This is a genomic window from Roseateles violae (assembly GCF_030410485.1).
GTDB lineage: Bacteria > Pseudomonadota > Gammaproteobacteria > Burkholderiales > Burkholderiaceae_C > Roseateles_D > Roseateles_D violae.
Genome location: NZ_JAUHHC010000001.1, coordinates 565,441 through 582,195 on the forward strand (window position 1 = coordinate 565,441; position 16,755 = coordinate 582,195).

Genomic DNA, 16,755 nt, shown 5'->3' on the forward strand with positions numbered 1-16,755 from the left:
CGCTCTTTTTCTTAGAAGTTGTAGTGCAGGGTCGCGCCTATCGTGCGCGGCTGGGCATTGGTGACGTTCAGCGGCAGGCCGAAGGCAAGCAGGGCGGTATCGGCGGCCATGATGGCGCGCTTGTCGCCGAGGTTGCGCACGAAGGCGGTGAGCTGCCACTGGCCCAGGTCCAAGCCCCAGCTCGCATCGACCAGGGTGTAGGCCGGCATGCTGAAGTTGGGCACCGAGCTGTCCGCCGAGTCGAAGCCGGCATTGCGCTGGCCGGCGTGGCGCAGGCCCAGGCTCGCCCAGGACGGGTGGCTGGCCAGATCGAACGCATAGCGCAGGCCCAGCGTGTAGCCGAGCTTGGCGGTGTTGGGCATGCGTGAACCGGCCGGGCCCAGCGAGGCGTCCTCGGTCAGCTTGGCATCCATCAGCGCCAGCGTGCCGTCGAGGTTCCAGTGCGCGTCCAGCGCATAGCGGGCGGCCAGTTCCAGGCCCTTGACGCGCGCCTTGCCGGCATTGACGACGATGGTGCTGATGCCCAGGGCCTGCGGCTGCTGCAGGTCCTTCCAGTGGATGTCGAAGAGCGCGGCCTCGATGTTCAGGCGCCGGTCGAGCAGATCGGCCTTGTAGCCGAGCTCGTAGCTCCACAAGGTGTCATGCGAGAACGAGGTCGGCGTGCCGGGGATGACCTGCAGATTGCCGTCCAGCGCCGGCGGGTTCGGGCCGCCCGGGCGGTAGCCGCTCGCGGCGCGGAAGTAGACGGCGCTGTCCTTGTCGACGTTGTAGCGCAAGGTGCCCAGATAGGTCTTGGCGGTGTCCTCGCTGGACGAGTCGGAGTCGAGCGGGCCGGCGCCAACAACGCTGTAGCGCTGCTCGTTCTTGGCCACGCGCGCGCCGACCGTCACCGACCAGGCCGGGCTCCAGTTCCAGGTCAGGTCGCCGTAGAAGGCGCGTTCGTCGTAGGTGGACGGCTGATTCAGCGCCTGCAGATCCATCGCGCCGCCGCCGCCGGCCAGCTGCCCCCACAGGCGCTGGCCGACATTGCCCTCTTCCTGGTCGTTGTAGAAGCCGAGCAGCCATTCGACCGTGCCGCGCGCCGAGGTCAGGCGCAGTTCCTGCGTCTTCTTGCGCAGGCTGATCTTGTTGTCGAGCCGGACGAAGTCGAAGGCACCCGGCGGCACCAGCGCGGTCGCGTCCTGGGCGGTATCGCTGTCGAAGCGCTGGGTCGCCAAGATCGCGTTGAAGCGCGCCCAGCCGAAGTCGTACTCGAAATCGGCCGAGCCCAGCGTCGTCTTGGTCGTATAGGGCTCGCCGGTGGCCAGATGGCGGGTCAGGTCGCCATAGATGGGCCGGCCGGTGTCGATGTCGTACTCGACGGTGTTGGTGCCGTTGCGCTCGATCTGCTGCGTCGTCGCGGCCAGGCGGACCTTCATCTTGGACATCGGCTCGAGCAGCAGCGAGACCCGCGCCCCGCGCGTGTCGCCATCGTTGATGTGCTCGCCGGAGGCCGGGCCCACGGCGGTGATGTAGCCGCCCTCATGGTCGTTGAAGGCCGCGACGCGCAGCGCCGCGACATCCTGCGACAGCGGCACGTTCAGCACCGCGTTCTCGGTGTGGCCGATGCCGCCGTTCTTGGTGCCGCGCACGCCCAGGCCGATCTTGCCGCCGAAGGCCGAGCTGTCGGGCTCGTTGGTCACGTACTTCAAGAGGCCGCCCATCGCGCCGGCGCCGTAGAGGGTGCCCTGCGGCCCACGCAGCACCTCGATATGGTTCAGGTCCAAGAGCGAGAGGTCCAGCGCCGTCGTGCCGCCATGGACGAAGGCACTGCTGGAGCCGAAGGCGACCTCGTCGACGTACATGCCGACGGTGGCGATCTGCTGCTCGCCGACGCTGACGCCGCGCATCGTCACCGCCCCGCGGCCCGGGCCACCGCCGGTCTTGACATCGACGCCGGGCAGGGAACCGACATAGTCGATCAGCGAGGCGGCGCCGGAACGCTCGAGGTTCTCGGTGCCGAGAATCTCGACCCGCAGCGGCACCTCGCGCACCGGCTCGCGGCGGCGCGTCGCGGTGACGGTGATGGTGTCCAGCCGCTCCGGATCCTGCGCGGATGGCCTGGCCTTGGCATCGGCGGGCGCCGCATCGGCCGGCTTGTCGGCCGGCGCCGTTTGCGCCCAGGCCGATGGCGTGCCCAGCGCGGCCAGGCAGGGTAGCAACAGGGCGACGAGCTTGCGTTGCTGGGAGGGCGCCTTGCGCAGGCGCGAGCGGTTCGATCGACTCATTGGTCTCTCCAGACGATGGCGATTAGAATTCGATCGATATAGTTTCCAATTTGGAAAATTATTTCCCATCGGTGTAAACCTTAGCCCATAACGGCTGTCGCCCGCCGCCGCAGCGCGACGCCGTCGCCTAGGGCATGTAGGGAGACCGGCTCCGCCCTCCTGGCCTATGATGGCCCGTCACTTCCAAGCACCATGGCCCCAACGACCGTGAATCCTGGCGACCACATCCGCAGCGTGCGCAAGCGTCTCGGCCTGACCCTGAGCGAGCTGAGCGCGCGCACCGGGCTGGCGGTGTCGACCTTGTCCAAATTGGAAAAAGGCAATGTCTCGCTGTCCTACGACAAGCTGATGCTGCTCAGCAAGGGCCTGGGCGTGGACATGGCCGAGCTGCTCAGCGACGCGCCGAGCGCGCGGCCGACGCCGGGCGGCGGCGGCCGCCGCGTCGTGCACCGCGCCGGCGAGGGTCAGGCGGTGCAGACGCGCAGCTACCAGCAGCTCTACCTGGCCTCGGAGCTGCTGAACAAGCGCTTCACGCCGATGGTGGTCGAGGTCTGCGCGCGCACGATCGAAGAGTTCAAGGCCGAGTTCGGCGACCTGATCCGCCACCCGGGCGAGGAGTTCGTCTATGTGCTGGAGGGCGAGATCACCTTCCACTCCGAGCTCTATGCGCCGGTGAACCTGAAGACCGGCGACTCGATCTATTTCGACAGCGAGATGGGCCACGCCTATCTGAAGGCGGCCGAGGGCCCCTGCCGCCTGGTCGGCACCTGCGCGCCGCGCCATGGCCAGGGCGAGACGGCGGTCGCCCAGCCCTTCCTCGAGGCCTCGCAAAGGCTGGCGACGCCGCCGGCGAACGACCCGGCACCGAATGCCGGCAAAGCGGGCAAGGCCGGCAGGAGCGTCGCCGCCAAGCCGGCTGCCAAGGCGGGCCGCACGGCCCGCCGCTGAGCGCTCAGCGCGGCGCGCCGCCACCCTTCAGCAGCGGCCGCAGCGCCAGCAGCGCCGCGGCGGCACAGCCGGCAATGCCGGCCAGCGCCAGGAAGAAGCCACCGGCGCCGAGCCAGGCATAGCCACGGCCGACCACGCCCGACAGCAGATTGCCGCCGAAGGAGGCCAGGAACCAGGCCGCGATCACCGTCGCGCCCATGCCCACCGGCGCCAGGCGCGCGAACAGGCCCAGGCCCACCGGCAGGATGTAGAGCTCGCCCAGCGTGTAGAGCATGAAGAAGAGCAGCAGCCACAGGCCGTGCACCGGCTGGCCGCCGCTGCTGCCGGCGACCAGGGCCAGCAGCAGATAGGACAGGCCGACGCCGGCCGCGCCGATCGCCATCTTGGTGAGCGGCGCCGGCTCGCGGCCGCGGCCGGCCGCGCGCCGCCACAGGCCGACGACCAGGGGCGTGAACAGGAAGACGAACAGCGGGTTCAGCGCCTGCACCCAGGTCACCGGCACCGCGAAACCAAAGACCTGCAGGTCGACGCCGCCGTCGACCCAGACGGCCAGGGTGTTGCCGCTCTGCTCGTAGGCGCTGCGGAACACGATCACCGTCAGCGCCACCAGCAGCAGCGGCAGGAAGGCGCCACGCCCCTGCGGTGCCGAGGGCACCGCCTCGGCGGGCCGGGCCGGCTGGGCTTGCGCCGCGCGCGGCCGGTCGGCCGGCAGGTGCTTGCCGCCCAGGATGTAGATCGCCAGGCCCAGGCACATGCCGATGCCGGCGGCACCGAAGCCCACATGCCAGCCATAGAGCTCGCCCAAGGTGCCGCAGACCAGCGGCGCCAAGAGCGCGCCCAGGTTCACGCCGACGTAGTAGATGTTGTAGGCGCCGCCGCGGCGCGGATCGTCGGCGGCGTAGAGATCGCCGACCTGGCTGGGCAGATTCGGCAGGAAGAGGCCGTTGCCCAGCGCGATCAGGACCAGGGCTGGGAAGAACAGCGACTCCGAGGCCAGGGTGAAATGCCCCAGCGCCATCAGCAGGCCGCCGGCGATGATCGCGCGGCGCCGGCCCAGCCAGCGGTCGGCCGCATAGCCGCCGAAGATGGGCGTCAGGTAGACGCCGCCGGCATAGAGGCCGTAGATCAGCGAGGCGTCGGCCTGCGAGAACTGCAGCTGCTTGATCATGTAGTAGATCTGCAGGGTCCGCATGCCATAGAAGGAGAACTTCTCCCACATCTCGGTCAGGAACAGGATCACCAGGCCGCGCGGCTGGCCGAACCAGCTGGCGCCGCGCTCGGCGGCCGGGCGGGCCGGCGGGGTCGGGATCGTGGTGGCTTCGGTGCTGTGGGCTGACATCGGGCTATCGTCGTTGCCAAGTGATTTTCGCGATGGTACATTTATTTTCCAAATTGGAAAATCGGATGAACAGCAGCCAGGACTTCGACTTTCTCGTCATCGGTGCCGGCATCGCCGGCGCCTCGATCGCCGCCTTCCTGTCCGAGCAGGCGCGCGTCGCGATCGTCGAGGCGGAGCCGCAGGCCGGCTACCACTCGACCGGCCGTTCGGCGGCGCTGTATTCGACGATCTACGGCAATGGCGTGATCCGCGCGCTGACCCGCGCCAGCCTGCCTTTCTTCCAGGCGCCGCCGCCGGCGCTGGCCGGCACGCCGCTGCTGCGCCCGCGCGACACGCTGTTCCTGGTCGGCCGCGGCCAGGAGGCGCTGGTCGAGGACTTCCGCGCCGATGCCGATGTGCGCGAGCTGACGCGCTGGATGGAGGTGGACGAGGTGATGGCGCGCGTGCCGGTGCTGCGCCGCGAGCGCGTCGCCGGTGCGCTGCTCGATGCCGGCTCGGCCGACATCGAGGCCGACGCGCTGCACCAGGGCTTTCTGCGCCATGCGCGCGCTCATGGCGCGCAGCTGCTGCTGGACGCCGGCCTGCGCGCGCTGCAGCGCGAGGGCAGCGGCTGGCGGGCCGAGACCGCCAGGGGCAGCCTGCGCGCGCCCGTCATCGTCAACGCGGCCGGCGCCTGGGCCGACGGCGTCGCCGCGCTGGCCGGCATCGCGCCGGTGCCGCTGCAGCCGCTGCGCCGCACGGCGGTGCTGATCGACATGCCGGATGGCCTGGACGGCAGCGCCTGGCCGGCCCTGGTGGCGATCGACGAGAGCCAGTATTTCAAGCCGGACGCCGGCCTGCTGCTGATCTCGGCGGCCGACGAACATCCCAGCGCGCCCTGCGACGCGCAGCCGGAGGAACTGGACGTGGCCGTCGCCGTCGACCGCTTCGAGACCCTGATCGGCCGGCCGGTGCCGCGCGTGCGCCACAGCTGGGCCGGGCTGCGCGTGTTCGCGCCCGACCGCACGCCGGTGATCGGCTTCGAGCCGACGGCGCCGGGCTTCTTCTGGTGCGCCGGCCAGGGCGGCTATGGCATCCAGACCTCGCCGGCGCTGGGCCGCACGGCCGCCGCGCTGGCGCTGGGCCGGCCGCTGCCGGAGGACCTGCAGGCGCTGGGCGTGCAGGCGCGCCAGCTGTCGCCACAGCGTTTCCGTTCGAACTGAGACAGCGCCCGAGCCGCAGCAAGGAGCAAGAGAGGAGCCTTGGAGGAGGCTGGAGGAGAAGCCCCCTGGCGCGGCGGCGTCAAGTCGCCGCGCCAGGGTAAGCTCGGCATCCTGCGCCCTCTGCCGTTCCCTTCATGAGATTGCCGTCCAGGAGCCCCGCCGGTTCGCTGCGTCCCCTTGCCGCCCGCCTCGCCGCCCTGCTGCTGGCCGCCGCCCTGTCGGCACTCGGCCCGGCCGCCGGCGCAGCAGCCGCCCCCGGCGACACGCTGGAGGTGCAGTTCCGCAGCGTACAGATCCCGCAGAACACCGCGCCGACCCTGGCGCAGGACAAGGCCGGCTTCATCTGGGTCGCGACCAGCAAGGGCCTGACCCGCTACGACGGCTACCGGCTGCGGCCGATCGAGCGCCAGGACGACGCGGCCGGCACGCAGCAGCCGCCGGCACAGCGCAGCCTCGGCTGGGTGCGCGCGCTGGCAGCGGCGCGCGACGGCCGCATGTGGATAGGCACCGAGTTCATGGGCCTGATGGTCTACGACGCCGAGCGTGACCGGGTGGAGCCGCAGCACGGCGGGGCCAAGAGCAGCCCGATCCACACGCCGATCCGCGCGCTGGCCGAGGACGCCGACGGCGCGATCTGGGTCGGCACCGTCGGCCAGGGCCTGTTCCGCTACCGGCCCGGCAGCGGCCGCTTCGAGCAAGAGAAGCTGCGCTGGGGCGACGAGCCGGAGTCCCGCGTGCTGGCGCTGTGCGTGGCCAGCGACGGCAGCGTCTGGGCCGGCCACTGGCGCGGCCTGGCGCGACGCCAGCCCGACGGCGAATGGGAAACGCTGCCGCTGCCGGGCCGGGAAGCCAGCGGTGCGCCGGTGCTGGCCTTGGCCGAGGACCGCGACGGCCGGCTCTGGCTGGGCACGCAGGACGGCCGGCTGGGCGTCTACGAGAAGGCCAAGCAGGGCGGCGCCGGCCGGCTGCGCTGGGTGCAGCAGCTGGGCATGCCGGTGCAGGCCCTGGCCCAGGCGGCCGACGGCCGGCTGTGGGTGGGCACCAAGGTCGGCCTGCTGTGGGTGGACCCGGCCAGCGGCGAGATCGAGGCGCGGCTGCGCCACGACCCGCGTCGCACGACCAGCCTGGCCGGCAACGACATCAGCGGCCTGCTGCGCGACCGCAGCGGCGCCATGTGGGTGACCGGCTACGGCCTGGGCCTGCAACGCCATCAGCAGCACGCGGCGCTGGCCGTGCGCGGCGCCGACGTCGATGCGGCCGGCCCGCTGGCCGAGCCTGATGTGCGCGCGCTGCTGAGCCTGCGCAACGGCGAGGTGCTGGCGCCGACGCAGCTGGGCCGCGTCGTGCGCCTGGACGGCCGGCCCGGCCACGGCCTGGCCTCGCTGGGCGTCTGGCCGCGCGAGCGCACGAGCATCGTCGAATCGCTGGCCGAGGCGGCCGACGGCAGCATCTGGCTGGCCGGCGGCGGCCGGCTCGAGCGGCGCAGCGCCGACGGCCGGCTGCTGCGCGACTGGCCGCTGGACGGCGGCCGCGCGCAGCGCCTGCTGCTGCGCGCCAACGGCGAGGTCTGGCTGGGCATGCAGGAGGGCCTGTACAAGCTGGCCGGCCCGGCGGCCGGCGCGCTGCAGCGCGTCCATCTGGCCGGCGGCGCGCCGCTGCATGGCGGCATCTATGCGCTGATCGAGGCGCCGGCCGGCGAGGGCCGCGAGGCCGAGCTCTGGGTCGGCGGCCAGCAGGGCCTGTTCCGCGAGCAGGGCGGGGCGGGCCGGCTGGAGACGGTGACGCCGGCCCCGGACGCCGGCCTGAGCAGCCCCATCATCATCGGCCTGCTGCGCGCGCGCGACGGCACGCTCTGGATCGACCAGCCGGTGGCCGGCCTGAGCCGCCTGCTCGGCTGGGACGGGCAGGGCCGCGCGCGCTTCGAGCGCATCGGCGAGCGCCTGGGCAGCGAGGGCGTGTTCGGCGGCAATCTGCACGAGGACGCGCAGGGCCGCATCTGGAGCCAGCTGCATGTCTACGACCCGCGCAGCGACCGGCTGGACGGCTTCGGCGCGGCCGAGGGCGCCTCCTTCGGCAGCTTCTGGTTCTTCGCCAGCGCCGAGCTGCCCGGCGGCGCGCTGCTGTTCGGCGGCAGCCGCGGCCTGCTGCGCGTGGAGCCGGGCGCCTACAAGACCACGCCGCGCGACACGCCGCTGCTGATCAGCGCGCTGCGCGTCAACGGCCAGCCCTACCAGCCGCAGCGCCTGCATGCCGGCCTCACCCTGCCGGCCGGCACGCGCACGCTGGGCGTCGAATTCGCCGGCCTCGACTTTGCCGAACCGGAACGGCTGCGCTACCAGTACCGGCTGCAGGGCCTGGACGCCGACTGGACCACCGTCGACGCCAGTGCGCGCAGCCCCAGCTTCGGGCCGCTGAAGCCGGGCCGCTACCTGCTGCAGGTGCGCGCGGCGGCGCCGCTGGCGCCCTGGGGCCCGCCGCAGCTGGAGCTGCCGATCGAGCGGCTGCCGGCCTGGTGGGAGACCCTGGCGGCCCAGCTGGCCGGCGCGGCACTGCTGCTGCTGGCGCTGTGGGCCTGGGTGCGCTGGCGCACGCGGCGGCTGCGCCGGCGCGAGGTCGAGCTGCAGGCGCTGGTCGATGCGCGCACCGCGGAGCTGCGCGAGGCCAGCATCACCGATGCGCTGACCGGCCTGCGCAACCGCCGCTATCTGGAGCTGCGCCTGCAGGACGATCTGCGCCTGTGCCTGCGCCGTTTCGAGACTGCCACCGCGGTCGACGCCGGACTGCCGGGGCCGGACAGCGATCTGCTGGTGATGCTGCTGGACCTCGACCATTTCAAGCGCGTCAACGACGCCCATGGCCATGCGGCCGGCGACGCCGTGCTGGTGCAGCTGGCGGCGCGGCTGCGGCGCGTGTTCCGCGAGACCGACGCGCTGGTGCGCTGGGGCGGCGAGGAGGTGCTGGTGCTGGTGCGCGAAACGAATCGGGAGGAGGCCGCCGAGCTGGCCGAGCGCGCCTGCGCCGCGGTGCGCGAGCAGCCCTTCGACATCGGCTTCGGCCAGCAGGTGAACGTCAGCGTCTCGATCGGCTTCGCCGCCTTCCCGCTCGATCCGCGCCAGCCGCGCGCCTGGGACTGGCAGGCCAGCCTGGCGCTGGCCGACTCGGCACTCTATGCGGCCAAGGCCCAGGGTCGCGACGGCTTTGTGGGCGCCGTGCGCGCCGACGGCCTGACGCCGCGCGAGGCGCCGCGCGATGCCGAGGGCTGGCAAACGGCCAGCCGGCTCGCGATCCGGCGCAGCAGCAGCCGCGAGGCGGTGCTCGGCTGAGGGCGGACGCTATCCGGCCGTCGTCTCGGGACCGGCCGCCGCGCCCGCGCGCCTGCGCCGCAGCCCGAGGGCTAGCAGGCCCAGGCCGCTCAGCATCAGGCCGTAGCTGGCCGGCTCGGGAACGAGGCTGACGGTGCCGACAAAGCCGATCAGGGCCGTGGCATTGGGCGGGAATTCCCGGCGGTCGAGGATGCCGCGCTTGCGCAGCTCGCCGGTCGCACCGGCGAAGCTGCCGGTGCCGCCGGTGACCACGAACAGGCCGTCGAGATTGAAAACGCCCGGCGTGCCACTGTCCGTCAGCACGCTGAAGGTGGTTCCCTCCAGGGAGCCGGTGGCGAACTGGAAGCTGAACATGCCGTCGTAGGTGGTCGTCGGCGGCGGCGGCTTGATGCACTCGCTCGAGTTGAAGATGAAGACGCCGTGGTTCGAATTCGTCGTGCCGATATTGGTGTTGAAGATGGTCAGATCCGGCGCGCAGCGCCCGCCGGGGGCGGCCCCGCCGCCGGCGAGGTAGATCGTGCCATCGAGTGGCATGGTCAGCGCCGCGGCCGGCATCGACGTGGCCAGGGCGAGAGCTGCCAGGCTTGCGGCGCCAAGGCCGCGCAAGGTCTTGTCGATCATGGAATGCTCCTGCTGCGCGCCGAGTCGGCGCAAGCCGAGTCTGGCCGCCAAGCGGCGCGGCGGCGATATCTTGCAGGTGATGAATCGGTGATGGCGAGGTGATTTCGTCGGCTCGGCTTCTCAGACGGGCGACAGGCCCCGCCCGAAGCCATCCAGCCGCAGCTTTGCCTTCAGGGCCCGGAAGCGCGGCTGCTGCTGCAGGCTGCGCCAGTGGGGGTCGTCCTTCAGGTAGATCAGGCGGGTGTCGCGCTCGAGCCAGGCCCGCTCCAGCGCATCGAGGGCCGGCAGCTCCTGGCCCAGCGCGGCATGCAGGGCCGCCAGCGAGGTCGGCGGCACATAGCGCGATTGCGCCTGCTGCAGCAAGCCGTCGAGCAGCGCGCGCGCCTCCTCGCGCTGCCCGATGCCCGCCAGCCGCACACCCAGCACGGCCTTGGGACGCGAGATGTCGCCGCCCAGCTCGACGGCCCGGCGCAGCGCCGCCAGCCCCTGGTCGTCCTGCCCGGAGGCGATGCGCAGCAGCCCCAGGGTCAGATGCGTCAGCCACAGTTGCGGGCCGAACTCCAGCGCCCGATCCAGCCTGCGGCCGGCCTCGGCCAGCCGGCCCGCGTCGAGCAGGAAGCTGGCTTCCAGCGTGTTGAAAACGGCCGACATAGGGTCGAGCTCGCGCGTCTGGCGCATATGGGCCAGGCCCTCGTCGATGCGGTCCTGCGTGAGCAGCAGCTGGGCCAGTCCAAAATGGGCGATGGCCGAGTTCGGGTTGCTGCGCAGCGCGGCGCGGAATTCGCGCTCCGCCGCCGACCAGTGGAAGTCGAACCAGTACAGGCTGAAGCCGATGCCGGCGCGCGTCTCGGCCAGGTCCGGTGCCAGCGCGAGCGCGTTCTTCAGCGCCCGGTTGGCCGGCTCGAACACGGCGCTGGGGCGGGCGTCGATCCACAGCCCGCGCCGGTGGGTCCAGGCCAGGCCGGTCCAGGCCAGCGCATAGCCCGGATCGAGGCTCAAGGCCTGGTCGAGCAGCTGCAGCGCTCTTTCGATATCGGCCAGGCGCTGGCCCTGAGCGCGCCACATCGCCGCCAGGTAGAGCTGGTAGGCCTCGGCGTTGCGGGTGCCCCCGCCCGGCGCCGCGGTGGCCGGCGCGGCCTGCACCGCCGATTGGATCAGGGGCGCCAGCGCCTGCATCAGGCGCTGCGAGATCTGGTCCTGCACATCGAAGATATTGTTGATCTTCTCGTCGAAGCTGCCGCTCCATACGGCGACGCCGTCCGCGCTGCGCAGCAGCCTGGCCGTGGCCCGCAGCTGCGCGCCGTCGCGCATCAGCGAGCCGTCGACGATCCAGTCGACATCGAGTTCGCGTGCGGCGCGCATCGTGTCCTGCTGCGGCCCGGCATAGCGCAGCGTCGAGCCGGTGGATCTGACCACCAGCCCGGGCACCCTGGACAGACGCATGATCAAGCTGTCCGCCATGCCCAGCTCGAGCAGCTTCTCGCGCTCCTGCTCGGCCAGCGGCTTGAACGGCAGCACCGCCAGCGTGACGCCGCGTGCCGCCTCGGCGACGACCGGCTCCCGGCGACCGAACCACCAGCCGGCACCCGCCAGCGCGGCCACCGTGCCGGCGGCAATCGGCGCGGCCAGCCATAAGCGGCGCGCCGCCGAGCTCGGCGCCGACGCGCGCCTCGCCCCCAAGCGCCGCTCCGGCCCACGCGAGGGGCCGCCGCCGGTTTCGTTCGAGGACTCTTCCAACTTCGAGCCCGTCGGTGGCTGGCCGGGCTCGACCCGCTTCAGGCGGTAGCCGACCCGGGGGATCGTCTCGATCTCGAAGCCGGTCCCGCCTATCGCGGCCGCCAGCAGCCGGATGCGCGAGATGACACGGTTGATGGCGTTGTCGCCGACGACGCGCCCAGCCCAGCAGCGCTCGATCAGCTCATCGCGCGACACGACCCGCCCTTCGGAGTGCACCAGCACCACCAGCACCTGCATGACGCGGCGCTCCAGGCTTCTGCGCAGCCCCGTGTCGTGCTCCACCTGCAGCGTGGACGGCTGGATCTTCAGCGTGCCCAGCCGGAAGTCGGGCTCCTGCGCCAAGTTCAGCCCGCCCTGGCGCGACGGCCATGACTGCGACAGGGCGGAGCGATCGTTCATCACCAGGATTTGCGAGCGGCTGGAGAGGACCGTATCAGCGGCCCCTCCATGCTTCAACGCGTCCATCCCCAATCGATAGGAGGCGCGTTGACCCATCGCCTCCGGGCGCCGCCGGTCGCGGGCAGCCGGCGGCGCCCGCTGCCTAGCTTTGCCCGGAAACGCCGACCATCCAGGCGACGCCGAACTTGTCGGCCACCATGCCGAACAGCGGCGCCCAGAAGGTCTTGCCCAGCGGCATGTCGACGCGGCCGCCCCGGGCCAGCGCATCGAAGGCGCGACGCGCCTCGGCCTCGTCGGCGCAGTCCAGCGACAGCGAGAAGCCCTTGAACGATGTGTCGCCGTCGGCGCGGCCGTCCGACATCATCACCAGCGCGCCGCCGATCAGCAGCGAGGCATGCATGATCTTGTTCTCGCTGCCCGGCGGCAGCATGCCCGGTGGTGGCGGCTCGGGGCTTTCGGAGTTGCGCATCATCATCTGCAACTCCGCGCCGAGCTCGGCCTTGTAGAAATTGATCGCCTCTTCGCAGCGGCCGTTGAAGAACAGATAGGGATCGATTCGCATCGCGGGCTCCTTGGATCGGAGCGACTACTGTAGTCCCGCGGCCTGCAAACCCATCCCCCTTGTTCGTTCAGCGCCGGTACGGATTGTCCGGACGGCGGTCCCAGCGGTCCGGCACGCCGTCGCGGTCGCGGTCCCAGCGCACCTGCTGCGGCTGGCCATGGTGATGGCCGCCGCGATGGCCGTAGCCGCCGCCGTAGTAGCCCCCGTAATTGCCGCCGTAGTAGCTGCGCACCGGCGCGCCGCCATAGACGACGACCGGGGCCGGCGGCACATAGACCGGCGCGGGCGCATAGACGACCGGCGGAGGCGGCGGAGCGTAGACCGGCGCCGGGGCAACATAGACCGGCAGCGCCGGCAGGCCGATGCTGACCGACCAGCGCACATCGGTATGCGCCTGCGCGGCCTTGGCGCCCAGGGCACCGAACAGGACCAGGGCCGCCCCTCCCAGCAGGATGCGGGTGCGCGAGCGGTTTGCAATGGTGTTCATGCGAGCCTCCTTCGAACGGGCTGTGGATGTACAACGCAGCGCCCGCCGCGCCGGCCTACCGCCGGCATGTAAAGGAATGCTTCCGGCCCGTTCACCCTTTGATGCAGACCACCTGCTTGAGCGTGTGCACGATGTCCACCAGCTCCGCCTGGGCGGCCATCACGGCGTCGATGTCCTTGTAGGCGGCCGGCGTCTCGTCGAGCACGTCCTTGTCCTTGCGGCATTCGACGCCCTCGGTTGCCGCGCGGTGCTGGGCCAGCGTGAAGCTGCGCTTGGCGTCGCCCCGGCTCATCACCCGGCCGGCGCCGTGCGAGCAGCTCTCGAAGCTGTCCGCGTGGCCCTTGCCGCGCACGATATAGCTGCGCGCGCCCATGCTGCCGGGGATGATGCCCAGCTGGCCGGCCTTGGCGCTGACGGCGCCCTTGCGGGTGACGTAGACCTCCTCGCCGAAATGGCGCTCCTTCTGCACATAGTTGTGGTGGCAGTTGACCGCCTCGATATGCGACTGGAAGTTCTTGTGGATCACCGTCTTGGCCGCCTCGATGACGCGGCGCATCATCACCTCGCGGTTCAGCGCGGCGAACTTCTGCGCCCAGCCGACCGCGCGCACATAGTCGCCGAAGTAGCGCGCGCCTTCCTCGAAGTAGGCCAGGTCGCGGTCCGGCAGCTTGGCGTTGTTGCGCAGCGCGTCCTGCTTGGCCAGCTCGATGAACATGGTGCCGATCGCATTGCCGACGCCGCGCGAACCCGAGTGCAGCATGAACCAGACCGCACCCTGCTCGTCCAGGCAGACCTCGATGAAGTGGTTGCCCGAGCCCAGCGTACCGAGATGGTTCAGGTGGTTGGTCTTGGCCAGCTTGGGGTAGTCGCGGCACAGTTCCTTGAACTCGGGCTCCAGCTGCGCCCAGGCGGTGTTCACCGCGCCGGGCGTCTTCTGCCAGGCGCCGGGATCGCGCGCACCGGGCGAGCGGCCATGCGGCACCGCGCGCTCGATCGCGGCGCGCAGCGGCGCCAGGTTGTCGGGCAGGTCCTCGGCACGCAGCGTCGTCTTGGCGGCCATCATGCCGCAGCCGATGTCGACGCCGACCGCCGCCGGGATGATGGCGCGCAGCGTCGGGATCACCGAACCGACCGTCGCGCCTATGCCCAGATGAACGTCCGGCATCGCGGCGATGTGCTTGAACACGATGGGCAGGCGCGCGGCATTGGCCAGCTGGCGCTTGGCCGCCTCCTCGACCGGCACGCCCCGTGTCCACATCTTGATCGGCACCCCGCCGGGGACGGTTTCGGTCAGGTGCCGGGCCTCCTCGCTGTTCATCATGTTCATGATTCTTCTCCTTGTTTGCTTGTTCTCGGAAGCGCCGGCTTTCCGGCCGGCGGGCATTCCGCATTCCGTGTTCGCGGCCGGGCGCGCAAATAGATGCCGGTCACGGGTTCCGGCGCCGCCCAATCCTTGCGGCCGGTTTGCGTCCCGCGAGGCCTGAGCTCGACGCGGGACTTCTGACCGACTTCGGCTGTGCCCAAGCGCGACCCTCCCGTCGGAGGCGGTGTGTCGCTGCACGTGGGGCTGGCCCATTGCGATCGGCCCCGCGCACATCCCGTGCCGCCAACACCAAGACTTTCAGTGCGGCAACGGAGTGCAAGGACACAGCCGAAGTCGGACGACGATGTACTGCTGCCAGGCGCCAAGACGCGCCGAAAAGCAAGAGGCCCGGATCCTTTGCAGAATCCGGGCCTCTGTGGAACAGAGCTGGGAGGCGCGCCTACACGAAGGCGTGATCCTCTCCCGGATGACTGGGGGCCGAGCCCGCCAGCGGTGTCAAGGCGATGGCAGCAGCGCACATGAACGCCGGCAGACCCGTACGGGACTCCTGCTTGGCGTTGATGAGGCTGGCGCTGTTCACGATGAAACCTTTCTGTTGGATGGGGCCACTCGACAAGGTCGGGCAGCGCGTTGAACGATGGGGCACACTGTAAATAGTCTTTACTTCATCGTCAAGCGCTTGCGACAATCGCGCTCGAATCCGCTGTTGTTGTTTTGCATCGCCTTGGCCAATATCACCCTTCTCCGAAGACAGAACGCGCTGGCGCTGTTCCAGGCCTATGCCGAGCGCGCGCTGGCCGCGGGTGCGCCGCCCAAGGGCCTCGAGCAGGCCTTCGCCGCCAGCCTGCAGATCTCGCCCAGCATGTGGAGCCAGATCAAGTCCGCCCGCCCGATCGGCGACAAGCTGGCGCGCCAGATCGAAAGCCATGGCGGCAAGCCCGTCGGCTGGCTGGACGAGGCGCGCGCCGGCGCCGTGGCCGAGCTGCCCAATGCCGCCGAGCGCGCCTTCATGGAGCTGGCGCTGGCCGCCTGGCGGGCCAGCAAATCGCCCGCCCGCAAGGCGCTGCGCGAGCAGCTGCGCGGCATCGCGGGCTTGGCCACCGGCTGAGCGCAGGGCCGGGTGTTGCGGCCGGCGCCCGGCGCCGGTTGCTGCGGGCACGGCCGGCCCGTAGACTCATCCCATCGTCGCCGGCCGCCTGAGCCGCCCTGAGATGAACGCAAGACACGAGCAGCCGCACCCAATCCCATGCTGAGCGCGCAATCGCTGGCCTGCCGACGCGGCCGGCGCCTCTTGTTCCGCGGCCTCGAGCTGCGCCTGAGCCCTGGCAGCATCCACTGCCTGCGCGGCCCGAACGGCGGCGGCAAGACCAGCCTGCTGCGCATCCTGGCCGGCCTGTCGCGGCCGGCCGAGGGTCAGGTCTTGTGGAACGATGCGCCGCTCGATGCGCGCTCGCGCGCCGGCATCGTCTATATCGGACACGCGAACGCGCTGAAGGACGATCTGAGCCTCGGCGAGGCGCTGGACTTTCTCGGCCGGCTGGGCGGGCAGGGCGGCGACTGCGAAGGCGCGCTGGCCCGTCTCGGCCTGGCCTCGCGCCGGCAGGCGCCGGTGCGCACCCTGTCGCAGGGCCAGCGGCGGCGCGGCGCGCTGGCGCGGCTGGCGCTCGACGAGGGCGGCAGCGCGGCGCGCTGCTGGCTGCTCGACGAACCCTATGAGGCGCTCGATGCGGCCAGCGCCGCCGCGCTGTCGGCGCTGATCGAGGCGCATGCGGCGCGCGGCGGCGCGGTGCTGCTGGCCAGCCACCAGCCGCTGACGCTGGCCGGCGCCCGCGAGATCGATCTGCAGCGCTGGAGCGCGCTCGCATGAGCGGCAGCGGCATGGGCATGCTGCTGGCCGTGGCGCGGCGCGATCTGCGCCTGGCCGGGCGGCGCCGCGCCGAGGCGCTGCTGCCGCTGGGCTTCTTCATCGTCGCCGCCGGCCTGTTCCCGCTCGGCGTCGGGCCGGAGCCGCAGACCCTGCGCCAGATCGCACCGGGCCTGCTGTGGGTCTGCGCGCTGCTGGCGGCGCTGCTGGCAGTGACGCCGATGTTCGCCGGCGACCACCAGGACGGCTCGCTGGAGCAGATGCTGCTGTCGCCGCAGCCCCTGGTGTCCATCGTGCTGGGCAAGGTGCTGGCGAACTGGCTGACGACCGGCCTGCCCCTGCTGCTGCTGGCACCGCTGCTGGGCCTGATGTTCGGTCTGCCGGGGCCGGCGATCGCGACCCTGCTGGCCTCGCTGCTGCTCGGCACGCCGGTGCTGAGCCTGCTGGGCGCGGTCGGCGCCGCGCTGACCCTGGGCCTGCGCAGCGGCGCGGCGCTGCTGTTCCTGCTGGTGCTGCCGCTGACGGTGCCGGCGCTGATCTTCGGCAGCGCGGCCGTCGCCGCGGCCGATGCCGGCCTGTCGCCGCGGCCGCACCTGTCGCTGCTGGGCGCCTTGCTGATCGTCACCGCGCTGGGCGCGCCCTGGGCGACGGCGGCGGCGCTGCGCATCTCGCTGGATTGAGC

General features: G+C 71.5%; 13 protein-coding genes. 6 read left to right on the plus strand and 7 right to left on the minus strand.

Going from position 1 to position 16,755, the window contains the following annotated elements; translation table 11 throughout:
- Positions 1-11: 11 nt before the first annotated feature.
- Entirely contained in the window at positions 12-2,267 is a 2,256-nt protein-coding gene (locus QWJ38_RS02440) for a TonB-dependent receptor (protein ID WP_290357443.1), read from the minus strand.
- Between the two features lie 192 nt (positions 2,268-2,459).
- Here QWJ38_RS02440 and QWJ38_RS02445 point away from each other — a divergent pair, with 192 nt between their 5' ends.
- A complete protein-coding gene (locus QWJ38_RS02445) occupies positions 2,460-3,215 on the plus strand; it encodes a helix-turn-helix domain-containing protein (protein ID WP_290357444.1) in 756 nt (251 codons plus the stop codon).
- A gap of 4 nt (positions 3,216-3,219) precedes the next feature.
- Here QWJ38_RS02445 and QWJ38_RS02450 read toward each other — a convergent pair whose 3' ends face one another.
- Entirely contained in the window at positions 3,220-4,554 is a 1,335-nt protein-coding gene (locus QWJ38_RS02450) for a peptide MFS transporter (protein ID WP_290357445.1), read from the minus strand.
- A 65-nt stretch (positions 4,555-4,619) separates the two neighbouring features.
- On the opposite strand from QWJ38_RS02450, the gene QWJ38_RS02455 reads away from it, so the two are divergent.
- Together QWJ38_RS02455 and QWJ38_RS02460 are read left to right on the plus strand one after the other, a co-directional pair.
- Complete coding sequence (locus QWJ38_RS02455) at positions 4,620-5,756, plus strand: NAD(P)/FAD-dependent oxidoreductase (protein ID WP_290357446.1); 1,137 nt, start codon at positions 4,620-4,622, stop codon at positions 5,754-5,756.
- Between the two features lie 134 nt (positions 5,757-5,890).
- Positions 5,891-9,079: a ligand-binding sensor domain-containing diguanylate cyclase gene (locus tag QWJ38_RS02460; RefSeq protein WP_290357447.1), complete on the plus strand. Its 3,189-nt coding sequence runs from the start codon at positions 5,891-5,893 to the stop codon at positions 9,077-9,079.
- Positions 9,080-9,088: 9 nt separating this feature from the next.
- On the opposite strand, the gene QWJ38_RS02465 is transcribed toward QWJ38_RS02460, so the two are convergent.
- The 5 genes from QWJ38_RS02465 to QWJ38_RS02485 form a co-directional block, all read right to left on the minus strand.
- Positions 9,089-9,700, minus strand: coding sequence for a PEP-CTERM sorting domain-containing protein (locus QWJ38_RS02465; protein WP_290357448.1), 612 nt, complete (start codon positions 9,698-9,700; stop codon positions 9,089-9,091).
- A gap of 120 nt (positions 9,701-9,820) precedes the next feature.
- On the minus strand, positions 9,821-11,836 hold the full coding sequence (locus QWJ38_RS02470; RefSeq protein WP_290357449.1) for a winged helix-turn-helix domain-containing protein: 2,016 nt from the start codon (positions 11,834-11,836) through the stop codon (positions 9,821-9,823).
- A gap of 142 nt (positions 11,837-11,978) precedes the next feature.
- Positions 11,979-12,398: a VOC family protein gene (locus QWJ38_RS02475; RefSeq protein ID WP_290357450.1), complete on the minus strand. Its 420-nt coding sequence runs from the start codon at positions 12,396-12,398 to the stop codon at positions 11,979-11,981.
- Positions 12,399-12,465: 67 nt separating this feature from the next.
- Complete coding sequence (locus QWJ38_RS02480) at positions 12,466-12,885, minus strand: hypothetical protein (RefSeq protein WP_341850473.1); 420 nt, start codon at positions 12,883-12,885, stop codon at positions 12,466-12,468.
- Between the two features lie 91 nt (positions 12,886-12,976).
- Positions 12,977-14,206 (minus strand): RtcB family protein, encoded by a 1,230-nt coding sequence (locus QWJ38_RS02485; protein ID WP_290358048.1) that lies wholly within the window; start codon positions 14,204-14,206, stop codon positions 12,977-12,979.
- Between the two features lie 727 nt (positions 14,207-14,933).
- Between QWJ38_RS02485 and QWJ38_RS02490 the strand changes: the two genes are divergently transcribed.
- The 3 genes from QWJ38_RS02490 to ccmB all read left to right on the plus strand — a co-directional run bounded on the left by QWJ38_RS02490 (position 14,934) and on the right by ccmB (position 16,753).
- Positions 14,934-15,317 carry a hypothetical protein gene (locus QWJ38_RS02490; protein ID WP_290357451.1) on the plus strand — a complete coding sequence of 128 codons (384 nt, stop codon included), beginning with the start codon at positions 14,934-14,936 and terminating at the stop codon, positions 15,315-15,317.
- 138 nt (positions 15,318-15,455) lie between these two features.
- Positions 15,456-16,076, plus strand: a complete 621-nt coding sequence (gene ccmA / locus QWJ38_RS02495; protein ID WP_290357452.1) for a cytochrome c biogenesis heme-transporting ATPase CcmA — start codon at positions 15,456-15,458, stop codon at positions 16,074-16,076.
- A complete protein-coding gene (gene ccmB, locus QWJ38_RS02500) occupies positions 16,073-16,753 on the plus strand; it encodes a heme exporter protein CcmB (protein WP_290357453.1) in 681 nt (226 codons plus the stop codon). Before ccmA ends, ccmB begins: the two co-directional genes overlap by 4 nt.
- Positions 16,754-16,755 lie beyond the last annotated feature (2 nt).

Bases quoted from the DNA above. Each gene is read 5' to 3' on its own strand.
- QWJ38_RS02440 (WP_290357443.1), bottom strand. From the start codon at position 2,267: ATGAGTCGATCGAACCGCTCGCGCCTGCGCAAGGCGCCCTCCCAGCAA.
- QWJ38_RS02445 (WP_290357444.1), top strand. From the start codon at position 2,460: ATGGCCCCAACGACCGTGAATCCTGGCGACCACATCCGCAGCGTGCGC.
- QWJ38_RS02450 (WP_290357445.1), bottom strand. From the start codon at position 4,554: ATGTCAGCCCACAGCACCGAAGCCACCACGATCCCGACCCCGCCGGCC.
- QWJ38_RS02455 (WP_290357446.1), top strand. From the start codon at position 4,620: ATGAACAGCAGCCAGGACTTCGACTTTCTCGTCATCGGTGCCGGCATC.
- QWJ38_RS02460 (WP_290357447.1), top strand. From the start codon at position 5,891: ATGAGATTGCCGTCCAGGAGCCCCGCCGGTTCGCTGCGTCCCCTTGCC.
- QWJ38_RS02465 (WP_290357448.1), bottom strand. From the start codon at position 9,700: ATGATCGACAAGACCTTGCGCGGCCTTGGCGCCGCAAGCCTGGCAGCT.
- QWJ38_RS02470 (WP_290357449.1), bottom strand. From the start codon at position 11,836: ATGAACGATCGCTCCGCCCTGTCGCAGTCATGGCCGTCGCGCCAGGGC.
- QWJ38_RS02475 (WP_290357450.1), bottom strand. From the start codon at position 12,398: ATGCGAATCGATCCCTATCTGTTCTTCAACGGCCGCTGCGAAGAGGCG.
- QWJ38_RS02480 (WP_341850473.1), bottom strand. From the start codon at position 12,885: ATGAACACCATTGCAAACCGCTCGCGCACCCGCATCCTGCTGGGAGGG.
- QWJ38_RS02485 (WP_290358048.1), bottom strand. From the start codon at position 14,206: ATGATGAACAGCGAGGAGGCCCGGCACCTGACCGAAACCGTCCCCGGC.
- ccmA (WP_290357452.1), top strand. From the start codon at position 15,456: ATGCTGAGCGCGCAATCGCTGGCCTGCCGACGCGGCCGGCGCCTCTTG.
- ccmB (WP_290357453.1), top strand. From the start codon at position 16,073: ATGAGCGGCAGCGGCATGGGCATGCTGCTGGCCGTGGCGCGGCGCGAT.